Source organism: Neobacillus sp. NPDC058068, from assembly GCF_042885335.1.
Classification (GTDB): domain Bacteria; phylum Bacillota; class Bacilli; order Bacillales; family Cytobacillaceae; genus Neobacillus.
This window is the reverse complement of sequence record NZ_JBHVSI010000003.1, coordinates 224,273-239,717: the sequence shown is the minus strand read 5'-3', so window position 1 is coordinate 239,717 and position 15,445 is coordinate 224,273. Positions and strand designations below refer to the sequence as shown.

Sequence of the window (15,445 nt, the reverse complement as noted above, 5' to 3'; positions counted from 1 at the left end):
CTCCAATGTAAGCGATATTTGTTGGGTAAAGCCCCCGGCAAATTACCAGGAGCTTTACAGAGCTTTCAATTAATCTTCAAAAATAGTTTCGCCTTCTACCGTTACGGTTGAAAGATTGACACTAGTACCACCTTTTAAAGTTAAGTTACCTTTAACTGTTGCATATTCAAGCTTGCTAACACCTGTCACATCAACGATTACGTTTCCGAAGTATACTTTTGGATTCGAAGCTGTACCGCTGAATGATGCAGCTGGAATTGTTTGTGGTACTACGTTAATGATTCGTCCCTCTACTTGAGGATTTACGACTTTGTTTGGCTGTGCATTGATGAAGTCATTGAACATTTCCCAATCCACAAATCCTGGCTCACTCACACGGCCTTCTTTGTAAGCTTTTTCGAACATTGTGAAGCCGTCGCCGCCCTTAGCCGTAAAGACGTTTGTTGCCACAAAGTAGTTCTTATTAAGGTCTAAAGCCGTATAGCTTCCATCCTTACCCTTCACTTGAATGGCTTGAATTTTTTGACCAGCTGGTTTTGTGCTGTCATAAGTGACTTTCAAACCAGACACTTGTAGGAAGCCGCCAAAGGCAGTTGCAGGAGCATCCTTCACGCTGTATTCAAGAGCCGCTTTTAATTCACTGCCTTTTAAATCCATGATGCCCAAAGTGTTTCCGAATGGAAGTACTTTGAATACATCAGCTACTGTAATGTTACCAGCAGGAAGAGTGACACGAATTCCTCCGCCATTTTGAACGGCAATTAACGTGTCAGGATTGATAGATTGAGCTTTTGCAAGCATACCGTCAGTAATGAAATTACCAAGGTTTGTTTCTCTTGTACGAGCTAATGGATTTCCACCTTCTAAGGCAACCGCAGCTGTACCAACAACAGTTTTTTCCTTTTCCTGAACTGTTGGCTTGTATTTTGTGTTAAGAATTTGCAATGTAGCTGCATCTTCTTGATACGTGCTTATGTCAAGTAATTTTCCAGTTGTTTCAGGAACGATTACTTTACCGTTTGCATCAAATGTTACATCCAATGTTCCAAGGAACCTGTTATATTCATTTGCTTGCACGATAACCGTTGGCTCAGCTTTAGTTGTCACAAATACAGGAGCATCAAGCTTTGTATGAGTATGACCGCCAACGATGACGTCAATTCCTTCCACTTGTTTCGCTAATTCTAGGTCATTATCCCAGTCAAGTGAGTCGTCGTAACCGATATGTGTTAAAGCAATGATTTTGTTAACGCCTTGTGCTTCTAAGGCAGCAACAGATTTTCTTGCCTCAGTGAGGTAATTTTTGAAGACTACACCGTCTCCTGGGCTAGAAATCGTTGGAGTTTCTTCTGTTGTCAAACCAAAAATACCGATTTTTTCTCCATTTACAACCTTGATAATGCCGTTATAAATTTCGCCGCCCTTAGGGTTATCTGTTGTTAAGCCGTTATGGTAACGGGATTTTAAATTCGCATCGTTCGTGAAGTCAACGTTAGCGCTGACAAATGGGAATGACGCTCCTTTGACAAAATTAGATAACACTTCAGTACCGACATCAAACTCGTGGTTTCCAAAGGTCATTGCATCATAGCCAGCTAAATTCATAAACTCTAAATCTGCTAAGCCTTTAAACTCATTGAAGTACAATGTACCTGAGAACACATCACCTGCATCAAGTAATAATGCGCTAGGTTTTTCTGCACGAACAGACTTAATCGCAGTCATTTTTTTCGCCACGTTAATATTATTCGTCGCATTATCAACGTTTGCATGTGTGTCGTTAGAATGCATGACATTCAAGGTAAATTTCTCGTTAGCTTGTCCACCTAAAACATCGATATTAAATTCAGTTACACCGTTTACGGTAAATTCTTTATTTAATACATACCAATGGTTTTCCGTACCCAGCCAAATCCCCTCAAGAACATAGCTTCCGTTCGGGATTGTGGTGCTGTAGATACCATTTGCATCTGTCGTCATATCGTACCATGTTTTTCCATCAGCAGTGCGCACGCTGAACGTTACGCTAGGTAAAACGTCTTTACCTTTCTTTACTACACCTGTTACGTTTGGTGAAATAACACCTGTTCCATCTTTTAACACGTCAATGTTTAATTGGAGTAAACCATTAACTGTGAAATCCTTTTTGAGTTCGTACCATTTTCCAGCGGCACTGTCCCAAATTCCATCAATGGTGTACGTACCATTTGCTAGCTTTAATTCAAAGTTTCCATTTGCATCTGTTTTCGTGTCATACCAAATGACTTCGCCAGATTTTGTATGCAGACTGAAAACGGTGTTGCTTAGTGCTGTTGTTCCCTTTTTAAGTGTTCCTGTTACATTTAAGACACCAGCAAGATTGATCGTTAATTCATTTGCTCCAACAAGTTTCCCGTTTTCCATTGAGAATGCTTGATTAAGCTCATACCATTTATTAGCTGCTCCGTCCCAAATACCATCTACTTGGTAGCTGCCATCTGCTAACTTAAAATTGAATTTTCCGTTTTTATCTGTTGTCGCATCATACCATTTTCCATCAGTGCTATGGAGACTAAATGTAATATTGTTTAATGCTTTGGAACCATTTTTGACATATCCAGTTAAATTCCAAGTACCTTCAGCTGGATTTAATCCATCGATTGCTAATTCATGTAATCCATCTACTAAACCATTTTTAATCGTAATGGTTTTGTTAATTGGATACCATGTTGGTGCCACCCAAAGACCTTCAATCGCATATGCACCATCTGCTAGATTGAAAGTGAACACACCATCTTTATCGGATGTAAAGTCATACCATGTATTGCTAGTTGTATCTCTAAGGCTGAATGTGAGATTTGCTAACGGCTCGCCACCCAAAACAACCTTCCCTTTGCCTGGAACGGCACCTGGATCTGGCTGTGGTTCTTGAGCTGCTGCTTCGCCTTTAAACTCGATTTCGCCCATGCGGCTTGTTCCGCCAGCGGCAACTGTACCACCGCCTATCGAGGTAGTTGAATTTTTTAGCCATCTAACATGAACTAAATCCAGATCATTTACCTCTTTAGGTAACGCCACATTTGTTAAGACTCCGCTTGTCCAGTTGCTACCCACGGTTACTGCTGCACCCGGAACGTCTACCCATGTATTGTTGTCTTTGCTATATTGAACCTTGAAATCTTTTGGTCCTGTACCAGAACCATATTGTTTTGATGATAAGGTAATATTTTGATAGCCTTTTGTTGACACTGATACTTGCCAAAATGAAGGATTGGCTGTCCAAGTTGTAGCGCTTGGAACCTTAAATGCACCAGGTCCCGCCACATATGCTGCCTCAAGTTTCGCACCCGTTACAGACAATGCTTTGTCCACGTTCGCAGTTGTTCCTGAGGTTGCCACTAGGTCCCCTTTACTAAAATCCCACTTCGCCAATGAAACCGGCGTTGTAGCCGCGCTTACATTAAGGGGCACTACTAACGCTAAGAGCAAGACTGCTGTCAAGACTAAGCTGACCCACTTTTTTGATTTGTTGAATATCTTGTTCACAGATTAATTCCCTCCAAATCTACTAATGTTGAAAAAAAAGACTTCCTGTTCAGGCGAGGAATCCCACTTCCCCCAAACCTTCCCTCTCTTTCCACTAGGTATATGTAACCATTTATAGTTTATAATGTTTCACACTATAATTCTACATATTTCTATAAATATTCTAAAATTTCTACTAGTTCATTTCCTTCAACTCTATTAAACTTCCCGTTGTCAATCTTTTGGAAAAAGTGATGAAGTTCATTACGATGAAAGGATATGAATTGAGAGGAATTATGGAAAAAAAGCCGGCCCTTTATAAAAGTGGCCGGCTCTTCCTACATGTTATTACTTCGTAAGATTGATAAGCAGTTTGTCAGCTCCAACTAATTTTCCATCTTCGACACTAAACTTAAGGTTTAGGACATACCACTTCGCTTCGGATGCCACCCAAACCCCGTCAAGTTGATAAGCGCCGTTTGGCATTACAAGACCAAAGCTTCCGTCAGCAGCTGTTTTCACATCATACCATTTCGTTTCACCAGAAGTAGTATGGAAACTGAAAATGATATCGCCTAGGGCTTCCGTCCCTTGCGTTAATACACCTGTCACATTTTTCGCTGGTTTAACTGGAACCTTAAGGTCAAGTAGAAGTGGACCTGAAACGGTAAATTCTTTTTGTAATTCATACCATGTGCCGTCCGCATCAACCCAAATACCTTCAAGCTTATACGTGCCATCGTTCAGACTAAAGCTAAAGTTTCCGTTTGCATCTGTTTGCGTATCATACCAAACTTCTTCGCCTGTAGTCGTATGGATACTAAAGATTGTATTGGCTAAAGGAACATCGCCTTGAGTTAATTTACCAGTTACGTTTGATTCAATTACCTTTACATTAACTAGTAACTCAGAAGCGCCGACTAGCTTACCATCTTTTACTTCAAATTGTTGATTTAAAACTTGCCATAAGCCTTTTGCTCCATCCCAAATACCATCTAGTTGATATTTTCCATCAGGTACTAGGAGAGCAAATTGACCTTTAGCATCCGTTCTTGTATCGTACCATTGTTTTCCATCAAGTGTATGGATACTGAACGGAATGTTTGCGTAACCCTCAGAATTCTTTGTTAATTTTCCTGAAACATTTACTTTTCCAGGATCTGTTGGAACTTGGTAATCAGTTGCACTAATGACTAATTTGGTTGTTCCATTCACTAGGCCATTCTTAATCTTGTAAGCCCCGTTTAATGGATACCATGTCGGAGCCACCCATACACCATCAAGTTTATAGTCGCCATCTGGCAAATTATGAGTGAAGTTTCCGTTTGCATCTGTTGTGAAATCGTACCATACTTGATTTGCACCAGCTGTATAAAGGCTGAATGTAACATTAGCTAACGGTTTGTCACCTAATAATAGCTGACCTTTACCTGCATCTGGATTTGGTGCAGCCGTTTTCGTAACGGTTATTTCTTTTGAAGCAGAATTTTGTGCTTCATCATCAACAGTAATCTTCACTTTATTATCCCCATCCGTTAATCCAGCTAGGGATACTTTAAATTTACCGTCTTGATCAAGCGTAATTGGCGTTGTACCTGTTTGTGTTTCACCATTGCTGTTAGTCAATTGGTACTTGGCCATTAATTTTGTGTTGATGTCATACTGTTCACCAAATACCTCATCTACGCCCGGAGCCCAATCGATATAAGAGTCATCAACTTTTCCAGATAGCTCAAAGCTTGTTTTGTCAGTAGTAAAGCTGTTCTGAGTTACAATTTTTGGAGCAGTTGTTTTGATATAAACTGGTCCAGTCCATCCTGAGGCAACAATCGCTGTTTGCGCTAGGTTTAACGTCGTGATATCGACTGTGTATACGCCGTCTGCAGCTTTAACCTTCCCAACGCCCTTTGTCCAAGAAGTATAGTTTCCATCAAATGCAAGCGTTTTCGCTCCAACTGTTGTCGAACTGGAGCTCAATAAATAGCCAAGATATCCATCCTGGTATTCGCCGGCTTCCTGATGGAATGCATCCCAAAGCTCAATATAAGTAGTGTATTGACGATCATAGAATTCATAACGAACCGTTGTGCTGTCTAACTTGCCATCGCCATTTGGAGAGAAAGCCTTACTATCAATCGTAAAGCTCTTTAATCCTGTTGGCGGGGCAAAGTTTCCTGCAAATGGTAAATTCAAATTCGTTTTACCATTGGTGATTTTTACATAACCAAGGATTTCATTTCCAGTAGTACCTGCACCTTTTGGAACGTTTAACGTTACTTTTAATGTGCTCTCACCATTAGCCGCAAGTGTGAAATTGGCTTTATCCACTGTCACGTTTGCAGCAGCTAAAGCACCAGTTGCAGCCTTTGTGGTCTGTACAGTAACCGTATAATCACTAGCGTTGCCTGTGAGATTTTTTACTAAAATATCTTTTGTAACGGTAGAGGCATTGTTCGCATTGGTTGCAACATTTCCGAAAGTGACCGTACCTTTGATATTACTATAGGTTTTTCCTGAAAAACTAGTCGTGTCAAGTGCGTAGGCAAGTGCCTCTGTTGTAGCGGCCTGAAGTGGTTGAACGCGTCCAGGACCTTGTGAGAATACATCATATTTCTTAACATCAAGTTGTTTCGCAGTATTGGAGATTGCTACTTTAAGATCAAATGGCGTCCAATTAGGATGCTGTGATTTTAATAATGCAGCAATACCAGCAACATGCGGTGTCGCCATACTTGTTCCAGTGAAACGATCATACGATTCATCATACTTCGCGTCTGGATAGTCTTTTCCATAAGCAGGAACCGAAGACATAATATTCGTTCCTGGAGCAGAAACATCTGGCTTCAGATCGAAATTCGGATTAGCCGGACCGCGTGAGCTTGAGCTATTGATTTCGTCGCCAGCTGTTTTGGCTTCAGTAAAGTTACCAAAAGTTACTGTACCTTTTTTCGTTGCTAAAGCCGTTCTTAATGCATTTCCATCCGTAGTTGACATATCAAATGTCGGGATAAAGGCAAAAGAATCGCCAAGGAATACACCTGCAGGCGTTGTTCCTGTATTATTATGGATAATTGTCGCTACTGCTCCTGCTTTTTTAGCATTGGCAATTTTGTCAACAAAAGCAATTGTACCACGTGAAATCAGTGCTACTTTTCCTTGTACATCCAAACCATTATAGTCTTTTGCTTCTCCAAGTCCTGGAACCGCTACAACATCATAAGTTCCGGATAGAAGTTCGCCTGGCTTTGTACCAAATTTCCAGCCCATTAAGTTCATGTTATAAGCTGCAGGTGAAGAACCTTCTACAGTTACAGAAGCTTGTCCAGCCATGGTTGTTTCAGGAACAGTCGAGTTTGCAACCGAAATCGCAAATGCTGCAGTTGCTGGGCTTCCAATGGTTCCACGGTTTGGACCTGAGTTACCCGTTGCAATAACAGCAGTCACACCAGCAAGCGCGGCATTGTTAATCGCGATTGCGTCGGAAGAGGTTTGGCTATTACTGCTTCCACCCAACGATAGGTTGATAATATCCATTTTTTCTACAGCTGCTTTATCAATCGCAGCAATAATTCCGGAGTTTGCTCCGCTTCCGTAAGCACCTAGTACACGATAAGCATACAGCTCAACTGACGGTGCTAGACCTTTAATACCAAATGAGTTGTTACCCTGTGCAGCAATTGTTCCTGCAACGTGAGTACCATGCTCTGTGTAGAAAGCACTGCCTTGAGAATCAAATTCAGCCTTGCCTGCTGGGCGATCTAATGGAGTCGTTTCATATGGATCATCAGCTGCACGGTCGCGAGCGTAGTTGGCTTTATTGGATTGATCAATAAAGTTGTATCCGCCCTTGTAAACATTTCGAAACTCTGGGTGGTTGTAGTCGATACCAGTATCAAGAACGGCTACTTTTACCCCTTGGCCTGTATAGCCTAGACCCCAAACAGATGGTACATCTAGGAATGGGCTGCTTGTATTCATCATTGGCTTAACCGCGCTGCCAGAAGTTTTTGTGCCTAATGCATGCCTTTCAACGTCTGGTTCAACTAATTTAACGCCATCGATATTTACTAAATCTTTCACTTGGCTGGCCTTTAATGTAAGCGCCATCCCGTTGAAAGTGTAATTGTAAGTATAACCAACCTTTGCTTTAATCCCCTTGGAGCTTAGGTTCGTTTGAAACTTTTGCTGCTGGGAAACTACTTTTTGCTGAATCGTTTTTTCTTCAGCTTTTGAAGTTGTTTTTCCGGCAACTTTATTAATCCCTGTTGCCAAGGCAACTGGATATTCTGATAATTCAACAATAACAGAGACCTCTTGATCACCTGTTAAGTTTTGTAAATCCGGGTGTAAAACCGCATCTTTGCCTAAAGAGGCTTTTTGCTGTGCAATTAGCTTTTTCATTTGTGTTTCTGTTGCAGTGCTTAATTGATTTTCTTTTTTCGCTAATTGCTTGTTTGTAGCCGCAGCTCCGTATGAAGGAAATAGCAATGTAAAAAACATCGCTAATGCTACTAAACTGCTAAATAATTTACGATAATTTCTAACCTTCAACCTCCATACCCCTCTTTCAAAATCCAAATTTTTTCGTGGAAATTTCTTTAAAAAATTCACCTCCTTTAATAAAACAATTAGAAAGTAACGGATTACAATTACTTTCTAACAATATTGAATTATCTGAATAAAAAAATGCTATTCCTCTTGGTGCTGATCCAATAATAATATGTAATTCTAGGAATCCTCTTATATTAATGGAGAAAAGATGCAGAAATACCATGGGGATTATTCACTATTCTAATTATTCTACCATTATGTAATTTTCAGATAATTATATATTACTATAAATCATGTTGGTAGTAAATACCTAAGCACATTTATTTAGGGACAGGCACCTTGCCCTATTGGGGGTTATATATTCAAAAAATCGGGACAAGGTGCCAGTCACCAAGTCCCACACTAATCGCTGCCATGCTGCATACGATATTCGATAAGGATATGAAAGGAGAAGAGTTATTTGGGTACTGCTATTCATTTAAATTCCTTTCTAAAACAAGTAAAGGCGATTGATCGCAAAACCAATGCAGCATGGACAAAAAAGGCAATTCCGCTACCTGATAAAGGAAGGAAATGAGGACCATGAACATTTTAGTCACAGGGGCGGCAGGTTTTATTGGTTTCCACTTAGCACATCATTTGTTAGCGCAAAATCATCATGTTATCGGGGTAGATAATCTCAATGACTATTATGATGTTCGTTTAAAAAAAGACCGTCTTAAGATATTAGAAGGGCACGCTCATTTTGACTTTTATCAAATGGATTTAGCCGATAAGGACAAATTAACACAGCTTTTTGAAGAGAAATCGATTGAGGTCGTGATAAATTTAGCTGCTCAAGCAGGGGTGCGTTATAGTATCGACCATCCGCATACCTATGTGCACTCAAACGTAGTTGGCTTTATCAATGTTTTAGAGGCGTGCCGGCACTTTAAGGTAGAGCACCTGATTTATGCCTCATCGAGTTCTGTTTACGGGGCAAATACGAACATTCCCTTTTCCACAAAAGACACCGTTGATCACCCCGTAAGTCTGTATGCCGCCACGAAAAAGGCGAATGAATTAATGGCCCATACGTATAGCCATTTATTTCAGATTCCAACGACAGGTCTTCGGTTCTTTACGGTCTATGGCCCTTGGGGGCGACCGGATATGGCTTATTATTCTTTTACAAAAAATATTATCGCTGACAAGCCCATTAAGGTTTTTAATCATGGGAACGTGGGACGGGACTTTACTTATATTGATGATATCGTCGCGGCCATTATTCGGTTAATTGATCGCCCGCCGCTGCCCAACAGGAACTGGGATAGCTTTAGCCCTGACCCGAGCTCTAGTATGGCCCCATACAAAATTTATAATATCGGCAACAATAATCCCGTAAATATCATCGATTTCATTCATACGTTGGAGAAGATAATCAGGAAACAAGCAAAAATCGAATTTCTGCCCATGCAGCCCGGTGACGTAAAACAAACCTACGCCGACATCTCCGACCTACACGCAGACATCGGCTTCACCCCCACAACCACAATCGATGCGGGTCTAAAACAATTTGTTGACTGGTACAAAAAATATTATGGGACATAGGGACAGGCTCCTTGACCCTATGGGACGAGGAGCCTGTCCCCTCGTCCTAATGCATTTGGTGAATTGCGATGGTTTCTTTATTCGACAAATTTTCGTAGAAGGATGCGCCATTCGGATGATATAATACATACTATCCTAGAATTGAGGAGCACCTCTATGAAAAATAACGAGCTTCAAATAATGGACCATTTGGATGAATTACGAAAGAGATTGATGATTACCGCTGTTGCGTTTATCCTCTTTCTTGTTCTTGGACTTATCTATGCGAAAAATATCTATAACTTTTTTATGGGTGATCTCGGCTATAAGCTCATGGTGTTAGGACCCAGTGATATCATCTGGATTTTTTTCCACTTGGCCACCATCATCGCCGTAGCCGGAACCATTCCCGTATTAGCGTGGCAAGCTTGGCTGTTTGTAAGGCCAGCCTTGAAACCATTTGAAAGAAAGGCTGCCTTATCTTATATACCGGCGATGTTTTTTCTTTTCATCGCGGGGCTTTCGTTCGGATACTTTTTTATCTTTCCAAACATCATGACCTTTCTTCTGAAAATGGGCGACGGTCTAATGATCCCCTCATTTACTGCGGAAAAATATGTTGGATTCTTAATAGACATGACGCTGCCATTCGGCATCGCCTTTGAAATGCCGCTCGTTTTAATGTTCTTAACCACCCTGGGCATCCTAAATCCCTATAAAGTGGTTAAACTGCGAAAGTATGCTTATTTCATTCTCGTCATTATTGCATCGATGATTTCACCCCCAGAAATCATGTCGCATCTATCAGTAGCAGTACCGCTGATTCTCTTATTTGAAATTAGTATTCTCTTAGCTAAAATTGTCTTTAAAAAGAAGCAACAGCGCCAGGATCTGTTAGATTCGGCGGAAATGAGTTAAATAGCAGAGACCGGATTCAGGTGATGAATCCGGTCTTTTTTATAATTTGGCTGTGTTAAAGAACATTGTTGATTTTGAGCACAATGTTGATTGGAGTGGAAGGCGCGAGACTCCTGCGGGAGCAGCGGGACAGGTGAGACCCCGCAGGCGCTTTAGCGCCGAGGAGGCTCACCGCCCGCCCCGCGGAACGCGAAGCGCCTGGAACGGAAATCAACATTCACTTTTAACACAGCTTATAATTTATATGTTACTTAGCTTTTTCCCTTTAACCCCTTCAGACTGCATTTCAAGTCAGCAAAACAGCCAGGCATCAAGTTTACCTGGCTCGGGTCATATACTTAAATAATATACCGGGACATCACGGTGATTACGGACTTAACTGATAGATTGTTTTTTATTGACGATTTTAGCGGGTACCCCGACAGCCGTACAGTTTGGCGGAACATCCTTTATCACAACAGCGTTAGCCCCAATCATCGCATTTTCGCCAATTTTTACAGGTCCTAATATTTTTGCGCCAGTACCAATAAAGACATTATCTCCAATTTGTGGCGAAAAAGGTGACCCATTTATAACACCAATCGTGACTTGATGATAGATTGTAACGTTATTACCAATAACAGCATCAGGTGAAATGATGACACCTTTGCCACTATGAGGAAGCCCTAAGTTGGAACCTATTTTGGTACCGGCAGGTATTTCAGCATTACCTAGTATTCTTACAATAATTAAATCCAATACTTTATAAACAATCCATAAAATTTGTCTCACTACGGGAAGCTTAACTTTATAATAAATTAGGTCACCAAAACGAAAAATGATCATCATGATAAATCCTAATGGTCCCCTTCTAATTAACATATTCTTAATTTGGTGCAAAGTTCTTCAACCCCTGCTATTTTTTGTAACTAAAATATATCAATATATATATTTGAAATCAATGAGAATAGAAAAATATTAGACTTTTCAGGATTTATTCTTCCCATTGAGATGGAAATTTGTTAAAAGGAAAATCTATTCCCCAGCCAATCTCAACATCCCCATGTTTCTCAAAATAAAATGTTTATCTCCCTGATTTTCAGGGTAAACAGCGATAAGCGGACATGTCGCCGCTTACAAAAATCGATTCAAGGAGATGAAAAGCACGATGCAAACGAAATCTCTCGTTTTTGAAAAGAAGCCACTTGCTAAGGTACACTCCATTTTGACCAGTCAGGGATTTACGATGACCGGCATTGACGAATCAGTAAAGTATAGAGCCCCATTGCGAGATTCCTCCACTGAATCAATCTATTGGTTAGAAATTCCTATTGATCAAAATGCCAGCGGACCGAATGATGCTAAACTTGGAGTACCTTCTCTATATGGTGAGAATAGAATTCCGCTGCCTGTCATGGATGCTGCGGAAAGCAAGCTTTATGAAATTGCCGATTATTTGCGAAATATTTTTGAAAGAAAAGTCGCTCCTCCCACTGCCCAAAAACCACAAAATGGTTCGATGGCACGGGATGCAGATGAGATTAAACGTCTCGGCAAGGAAATGGAATCGATGCCAACAAACTCCGAACTGGATGAAAGTGGATGGATCCCAGACCCAATCCAGTATGAATCGAAGAATTAATATTCTGACGATCTCCCATAAATGTGGAATTGAAAAAAACCGGCAAGCCAATCTAGGCTTAGCCGGTTTTTTTGCCGAAATGTCAATTTGACGCAATCCCAATACCCCGCTTTTTCCATTAAGCGGTGTATTGGTTTCGGGTTCCTTCAGCCTCAAAGTGTAATCATAATACCAGCCTTATCATCTGAACGAAGCCGATTCTTCATTTCATGTCTTTCTAATTCAATCGCATAAGCAGAAACATTTGCATTCCGTATCTTTTTAAATGTTTCATCCAATGAAAAATCAGGGTGAAACAAGCCATCAGATAGCAGCAAAATCGCTTTCAGTTCGCTGCCCCGCACTTGACCATGCTGAATATTATCGCCAACCTCTTCTGTTCCATTCGCCACACTGTACCCAAACGGTTTATTTGCGAGTGTTCGATTAAAGTAAAGCTGTTTTTTACGATCTTGAAAATACTCCTCATCCGGAATATGAACTCCCTGCTTACGCAGCTCCTCACGCCAAACCCTCGCACGATAATTGATATTTTTTACGGTATCCCTTGTCAGGACCTTTATCAAGCCATTTTGATATTCCGCAATAATCATACAATCCCCAAGCTGCGCAAAAGAGATCATGCCATCCTTTTCAAACTTGATGATGGCTGCACATGTTGACCAGAGGTGTTCAACCTTTTCCTGATTAATCCCGTATTTCTCCATGTGAGCCTTCAACAACCGATTAGCCGCCGCGACCCCCTCAACCAAGGGAAGGTTTTCCGGGTAGTGTGTTGTGAAATAATCTTTAAAAATATTGGATGCTAAGTAGGCACCATTCATCCCTTGCTCATCTTGGAATGGGGTTAACGGTGTCGCTCCATCAAAAACCCCATAAACATTTATTTTTTCATTTAATAAAATGGCATCTTCGCTAACATTTTTTGAAGGGGCCTTCCTTAAAAATGACTCAACCCTCATCGTTATCAAGCTTCCTTTTTAAAAGAAAATCGCAAATGTTGAAATACAGCTGTTTTATTTATATGCAAATCGTAAGGAAGCGGACCGTGATAACAACAGCATGGTGTCAGGCACGCAAGGTTACTAAGACCCGCTCTTTGTCATCGGGCGCGTGCCTTTTTTTCTGGGATTACGACCTGCGCTCGTTTTTTCACGCTTTCGGGTTTTTATCGCTAGCGCAGTTAATTTATAGATCCCAATCCCGACAAGGGCTCCAGCGCTATCAATGAGCACATCCTTCGCCCCAGGACCTCTGCCTGGGACAAATACCTGATGGAACTCATCAGAAATGGCGTACAGGACACAAATGGCCATTGCTAGAAAAAAGCCCTTTAATCCTGCTATTCTACTTCTTAACAGCGCATTTACTACCCAGATTGCCAGTATTAGGTAAATAAAGAAGTGCGCATTTTTTCTTACAATATGATCTAATCTATCAACGGTTACATCGGTTACAGGGGTAATCTGCTTAACGGTTTCCACCACTACTGCTGTAACTCCCCTGCTAAGCTGATCGGAATGGGTGGCCGGCTGCGCCGATAACTTGAAGATTAGCAGCATCCAAAGTAATACGATAATCCATGGTAAACAAAACTTAATTTTTCTATAGTAAGACATCGTTAAAATCCTTCCTGAATTGGCACTGTACCTACTTATTCTATCATACCGATGAACAGGACAATTGGATAATTGCGCCAAGGCATTACGTCATGTTTTTTTTGCAAAATTCATATAATAACCTAACAAAATAGCCAAAATTACTTTTAAAAGCAATTTTTAAGTGCTAAAACATGAATGTTTCACGCTTTTTCCGGTTCAAAAGTGAATTTAGCGAATTCGATGAAACCTACTTTTCGCAGTATGGTAGAGCTACCTAGGAATAACCGGAAGCGCGCTGTCCCAAAAGGATTCGCAAGTGGAAAGCTTTGAACAATTAGCCGAGCAGTATAAACCAATGATTCACCGGATCATTCTCTCACTAAATATTTTTCATGACCAAGAGGAGTTCTACCAAACTGGTTTAATAGCACTTTGGGAAGCTAGTGAGGGCTTTGATGCTGGAAAGGGGAAATTCAGCAACTATGCCTATTCGTATATTAAAGGCCGGCTGTTATCAGAATTGGCCGCTGCCGCTAAGCAGAAAGAAAGAACATTTCATCCACAGGAAGAGTATTGGGGTACCATTGAGGATCAAGATTCCCCCCGGCACCTAGAGGCCGAGCTGCTCCTCTCCTATTGCACAGAACTAACGGAAAAAGAAACAAAATGGGTACTCGCCTCATGCCTGCATACCTTAACAATAAAAGAAATCGCCGAAAAAGAACACGTATCTGTCTCCGCTGTAAAACAATGGCGAAGCAGCGCCAAAAGGAAAATCGGGGAGAGGCTCCTTGTCCCACTTGGGGATATTCATTTATAAGGATATGGGACGAGGAGGCTCCTCGTCCCATAAATTTGGCGTAATGCGAACAATCTAGGCTAATCTTGTTTTGCTTTCCTTTTTCTTCAGTTCCTTTTCAATGGCCTTTTGGTTCCTAAAAGTTTCAACCTTTTGTTTAATCTCCTGTTGATTTTGTTTCCGAGTCAACATCTTTATAAATACATCCTCCACTTTATGACAAACGATTCGATATAACTCCATATTCCTCCACCCTTTATTAGCTAATAGTTTTTTTAGCAACAAAGAACCGTCTGGCTAACCATCCTAAGGCTACTACTCCAACACCGCCAGTTGCTTTTGTTGTATTATCCTTATTATTTTGAGTGTACTGTTTTGCCCCTAGTTTATAATGATGGTTAAACAAAACTTCAGCATTTGCATACTTTTCTGGTAAGTGATAATCTTTTCCACTGAGCCCTAATGCATAGGCCTCATCCTGAATTTTTTTCACCTCTTTATTTGAATCAAAGCCTTCTTTATACCAATCTATAAACTTCTGATTCTCTAAATGAGGTTCCTTATACTTCAGTATCATAAATGCCGCATCATACCCTTTTTTTATATATGTATCCTTCAATTCCTCTTGGGCTTTGTTATAACCTTCTTCATAGGCTTGTATATAAAGGTCTTTTACATCCTTTGGAACATTGATTATATCTTTCTTTCCTTCTTCATAACCAATCGTAAAATATTCTCTTTTCTTCATTTCATCAATTTCAGCAACAGCCTTATTAAAACCGTCCTCATAGGCTTGTATATAAAGGTCTTTTACATCCTTTGGAACATTGATTATATCTTTCTTTCCTTCTTCATAACCAATCGTAAAATATTCTCTTTTCT

11 protein-coding genes are annotated in these 15,445 nt (G+C 40.6%); 4 read left to right on the top strand and 7 right to left on the bottom strand.

The features are described 5' to 3' along the window. Window positions 1-69: 69 nt before the first annotated feature. Both ACFVSW_RS05325 and ACFVSW_RS05320 read right to left on the bottom strand, forming a co-directional pair. A complete protein-coding gene (locus ACFVSW_RS05325) occupies window positions 70-3,525 on the bottom strand; it encodes a 5'-nucleotidase C-terminal domain-containing protein (protein ID WP_387313128.1) in 3,456 nt (1,151 codons plus the stop codon). A gap of 327 nt (window positions 3,526-3,852) precedes the next feature. Beyond that, window positions 3,853-8,055 (bottom strand): S8 family serine peptidase, encoded by a 4,203-nt coding sequence (locus ACFVSW_RS05320; RefSeq protein ID WP_387313126.1) that lies wholly within the window; start codon window positions 8,053-8,055, stop codon window positions 3,853-3,855. A 582-nt stretch (window positions 8,056-8,637) separates the two neighbouring features. On the opposite strand from ACFVSW_RS05320, the gene ACFVSW_RS05315 reads away from it, so the two are divergent. Both ACFVSW_RS05315 and tatC read left to right on the top strand, forming a co-directional pair. Further along, window positions 8,638-9,645, top strand: coding sequence for an NAD-dependent epimerase (locus tag ACFVSW_RS05315; RefSeq protein ID WP_387313124.1), 1,008 nt, complete (start codon window positions 8,638-8,640; stop codon window positions 9,643-9,645). Window positions 9,646-9,801: 156 nt separating this feature from the next. Then, the gene (gene tatC, locus ACFVSW_RS05310; protein ID WP_387313121.1) at window positions 9,802-10,542 is read left to right on the top strand and encodes a twin-arginine translocase subunit TatC; all 741 of its coding nucleotides are present in this window, start codon (window positions 9,802-9,804) and stop codon (window positions 10,540-10,542) included. Between the two features lie 375 nt (window positions 10,543-10,917). Here the strand turns inward: tatC and ACFVSW_RS05305 are convergent, their stop codons facing one another. After that, window positions 10,918-11,421 (bottom strand): serine O-acetyltransferase, encoded by a 504-nt coding sequence (locus ACFVSW_RS05305; protein WP_387313119.1) that lies wholly within the window; start codon window positions 11,419-11,421, stop codon window positions 10,918-10,920. A gap of 268 nt (window positions 11,422-11,689) precedes the next feature. Between ACFVSW_RS05305 and ACFVSW_RS05300 the strand changes: the two genes are divergently transcribed. Next, window positions 11,690-12,163, top strand: coding sequence for a hypothetical protein (locus ACFVSW_RS05300; protein WP_387313116.1), 474 nt, complete (start codon window positions 11,690-11,692; stop codon window positions 12,161-12,163). A gap of 152 nt (window positions 12,164-12,315) precedes the next feature. On the opposite strand, the gene ACFVSW_RS05295 is transcribed toward ACFVSW_RS05300, so the two are convergent. Together ACFVSW_RS05295 and ACFVSW_RS05290 are read right to left on the bottom strand one after the other, a co-directional pair. Then, on the bottom strand, window positions 12,316-13,125 hold the full coding sequence (locus ACFVSW_RS05295; protein ID WP_387313114.1) for a protein phosphatase 2C domain-containing protein: 810 nt from the start codon (window positions 13,123-13,125) through the stop codon (window positions 12,316-12,318). Window positions 13,126-13,248: 123 nt separating this feature from the next. Next, the gene (locus ACFVSW_RS05290; RefSeq protein ID WP_387313112.1) at window positions 13,249-13,782 is read right to left on the bottom strand and encodes a VanZ family protein; all 534 of its coding nucleotides are present in this window, start codon (window positions 13,780-13,782) and stop codon (window positions 13,249-13,251) included. Between the two features lie 298 nt (window positions 13,783-14,080). Between ACFVSW_RS05290 and ACFVSW_RS05285 the strand changes: the two genes are divergently transcribed. Further along, on the top strand, window positions 14,081-14,584 hold the full coding sequence (locus ACFVSW_RS05285; RefSeq protein WP_387313110.1) for a sigma-70 family RNA polymerase sigma factor: 504 nt from the start codon (window positions 14,081-14,083) through the stop codon (window positions 14,582-14,584). 54 nt (window positions 14,585-14,638) lie between these two features. Here the strand turns inward: ACFVSW_RS05285 and ACFVSW_RS05280 are convergent, their stop codons facing one another. Next, the gene (locus ACFVSW_RS05280) at window positions 14,639-14,806 is read right to left on the bottom strand and encodes a hypothetical protein (protein ID WP_387313108.1); all 168 of its coding nucleotides are present in this window, start codon (window positions 14,804-14,806) and stop codon (window positions 14,639-14,641) included. Window positions 14,807-14,822: 16 nt separating this feature from the next. Continuing rightward, the coding region (locus tag ACFVSW_RS05275; protein WP_387313107.1) for a hypothetical protein at window positions 14,823-15,445 on the bottom strand (623 nt) is incomplete at its 5' end.

What these genes read in the sequence shown, in the direction of transcription:
- ACFVSW_RS05315 (WP_387313124.1), top strand. Translation starts at nt 8,638, where the DNA reads ATGAACATTTTAGTCACAGGGGCGGCAGGTTTTATTGGTTTCCACTTA.
- tatC (WP_387313121.1), top strand. Translation starts at nt 9,802, where the DNA reads ATGAAAAATAACGAGCTTCAAATAATGGACCATTTGGATGAATTACGA.
- ACFVSW_RS05300 (WP_387313116.1), top strand. Translation starts at nt 11,690, where the DNA reads ATGCAAACGAAATCTCTCGTTTTTGAAAAGAAGCCACTTGCTAAGGTA.
- ACFVSW_RS05295 (WP_387313114.1), bottom strand. Translation starts at nt 13,125, where the DNA reads ATGAGGGTTGAGTCATTTTTAAGGAAGGCCCCTTCAAAAAATGTTAGC.
- ACFVSW_RS05290 (WP_387313112.1), bottom strand. Translation starts at nt 13,782, where the DNA reads ATGTCTTACTATAGAAAAATTAAGTTTTGTTTACCATGGATTATCGTA.
- ACFVSW_RS05280 (WP_387313108.1), bottom strand. Translation starts at nt 14,806, where the DNA reads ATGGAGTTATATCGAATCGTTTGTCATAAAGTGGAGGATGTATTTATA.